Genomic DNA, 2,927 nt, shown 5'->3' with positions numbered 1-2,927 from the left:
CGGTGCACGTCCGTCAGGAACGTGCACCGCGCCTCCTGGACACGGCCACTGCGACCACCGCGACCGGCGCGGTCGTCGCGACGCGCGCTACGCCTCGATGACCACCGGGACGATCATCGGCCGACGGCGGTGCTTCGTGTTGACCCAGCGGCCCACGGTCCGGCGGACGACCTGCTGGAAGGCGTGCGCGTCGCGGGTGCCGTTCGCGGCCGCCTCGGAGAGCGCCTTGGCGATCTGCGGGCGGACCTCGTCGAAGACCGACTCGTCCTCGGCGAAGCCGCGCGACTGGATCTCGGGGCCCACCACGCACTGGCCGGTGGTGAAGTCCACCGCGGCGAAGATCGAGATGAAGCCCTCTTCCGCGAGGACCCGGCGGTCCTTGAGGTCGGCGTCGGTGATCTCACCGACGGTCGAGCCGTCGACGTAGACGTAGCCGATGTCGAGCTGGCCGGCGACCCGGACCTCGCCGTCCTTGAGGTCGACGACGATCCCGTCCTGACCGAGGATCACGTTGCGCGGCGGGACCCCGGTCTGGATCGCGAGGTCGGCGCTGGCGTACAGGTGGCGGTGCTCGCCGTGCACGGGGAGCACGTTCTTCGGCCGCAGGATGTTGTAGCAGTAGAGCAGCTCGCCGGCGCTGGCGTGTCCGGAGACGTGCACCTTCGCGTTGCCCTTGTGCACGACCTTCGCGCCGAGCTTCGTCAGCCCGTCGATGACGCGGTACACGGCGTTCTCGTTGCCCGGGATGAGCGACGAGGCGAGGATGACGGTGTCGCCCTCGCCGATCTCGATCTGGTGCTCGAGGTTGGCCATGCGCGCGAGGACGGCCATCGGCTCGCCCTGCGACCCGGTCGACATGTAGACGATCTGGTCGTCCGGGACGTTCTTCGCCTTCTTCGTGTCGATGAGCACGTTCTCCGGCACCCGGAGGTAGCCGAGCTCGGCCGCGATCGTCATGTTGCGGATCATCGAGCGACCCATGAACGCGACCTTGCGGTTCGCGGCGGCCGCGGCGTCGAGGACCTGCTGCACGCGGTGCACGTGCGACGAGAAGCTCGCCACGACGACCTTCTTGCGGGCGCGCGTGATGATGTTCTCGAGCACGGGTCCGATGTCGCGCTCGGGCGCGGTGAAGCCCGGCACGTCCGCGTTCGTCGAGTCCGGCAGGAACAGGTCGACGCCCTGCTCCCCGAGACGTGCGAAGGCGCGGAGGTCGGTGATGCGGTCGTCGAGCGGGAGCTGGTCCATCTTGAAGTCGCCCGTGTGCAGCACACGACCGGCGGGGGTCGTGATCGCGACGGCGAGGGCGTCCGGGATGGAGTGGTTCACGGCGACGAACTCGAGGTGGAACGGACCGAGCTGCTCGGTCTGGTCCTCCTGCACGACGAGCGTGTACGGCTTGATCCGGTGTTCCTTGAGCTTCGCCTCGACGAGGGCCAGCGTCAGCGTGGAGCCGATCAGCCGGATGTCGTCGCGGAGCTTCAGCAGGTACGGGACGGCACCGATGTGATCCTCGTGGCCGTGCGTGAGCACGACCCCGAGGACGTCGTCGAGGCGGTCCCGGATCGGCGCGAAGTCCGGCAGGATGAGGTCGACGCCCGGCTGGTGCTCCTCGGGGAAGAGCACGCCGGCGTCCACGATGAGGAGCTTGCCCTCGTACTCGTAGACGGTCATGTTGCGACCGATCTCGCCGAGTCCCCCGACGGGGACGACGCGGAGGGTGCCGGCTTCGAGCGGCTGCGGTTCTGAGATCTGGGTGGGCATTCGGTCCTGACTGTCGTGCGGCGCACTGCCCGTGCGCCGCGGTCTTCCTAACGTGTGGTGCCTGGCACCTTCGGTAGTGCGCCGCCGGCCGCTGCGTTGCGGTCGGGGCGGAAGTTCGAGAAGTCGGCGCCCGGGATGTCCCGGACGGCTTCGAGGGAGGTCTCGATGGCGTACGCCTCGGAGTCCTCGGGGCCGACGAGCGGCAGCCGCACGCGCGGACTGCCGATGCGGCCGAGCCCGTGCAGGATGTACTTCGCCGCCACGGTACCCGGCACGTGCGTCATCACGGCGCGGACGAGGGGTTCGACGCGCTTGTGCTCGGCGGTCGCGGTGGCCAGATCGCCCCGGTTCACGGCGTCCACGATCGTCCGGTAGGGGGTGCTCGTGATGTTCGCGGTCACGCCGATCAGGCCGGTGGCGCCGATCGAGAGGTGCGGGAGCACGTTCGTGTCGTCCCCGGAGAAGTACATGAGGTCGGTGTTGTTGAGCACGCGGGACACCTCGGCGAAGTCGCCCTTGGCGTCCTTCACGGCGAGGATGTTCGGGTGGTGCGACGCCCGCACGATCGTCTCGTACGTGATCGGGATGCCCGTGCGACCGGGGATGTCGTACAGGATCACCGGCAGGTCGGTGGCGTCGGCGATCATCCGGAAGTGCGTGAGCACACCCGACTGGGTCGGCTTGTTGTAGTACGGCGTGACGATCATCACGCCGTCCGCGCCGGCCTTCTCGCTCTGCTTGTACAGGTGGATCGCGTGCGCGGTCTCGTTCGAGCCGCCGCCCGTGATGATCTTCGCGCGGCCGGCGGCGACGGACTTGCCGACCTCGACCAGCCGGAGCTTCTCGGGGTCGGTCAGTGTGCTCGTCTCACCGGTCGTGCCGGTGACCACGATGCCGTCGGCACCGGCGGTGATGCAGTCGTCGATGTGCTGCTCGACACCGGGCCAGTCGACCTCGCCGTCGGCCGTGAACGGGGTCACGAGGGCGACGAGGACCTGACCGAAGGGATTCTCACGCGGGGACACGGGCACCAGCGTACCGGGGTTGCGCGCGCGGGCTGCCGTCCGCGTGGACGGTGCGGCCCGGGAGGCGCGGCCAGGCCCCGCCCCGAACGCTGCGGCCGCGCGGGTGCCGGGTGCGATCGCGCCCCGTCACGGTCGTTG

Annotated in this window: 2 protein-coding genes; both read right to left on the bottom strand. The window is 69.5% G+C overall.

The genetic code is table 11. The annotated features are described in order from the left end of the window. Nucleotides 1–87: 87 nt before the first annotated feature. Nucleotides 88–1,764: a ribonuclease J gene (locus tag Q7F20_RS18185; RefSeq protein WP_305741462.1), complete on the bottom strand. Its 1,677-nt coding sequence runs from the start codon at nt 1,762–1,764 to the stop codon at nt 88–90. A gap of 47 nt (nt 1,765–1,811) precedes the next feature. Beyond that, nucleotides 1,812–2,789, bottom strand: a complete 978-nt coding sequence (gene dapA, locus Q7F20_RS18180) for a 4-hydroxy-tetrahydrodipicolinate synthase (protein ID WP_071295500.1) — start codon at nt 2,787–2,789, stop codon at nt 1,812–1,814. Between the last annotated feature and the right edge of the window lie 138 nt (nt 2,790–2,927).

Origin of the sequence: Curtobacterium sp. A7_M15 (assembly GCF_030705415.1) — a bacterium.
Lineage (GTDB): Bacteria > Actinomycetota > Actinomycetes > Actinomycetales > Microbacteriaceae > Curtobacterium.
This window is presented reverse-complemented; position numbering and strand designations above follow the sequence as displayed.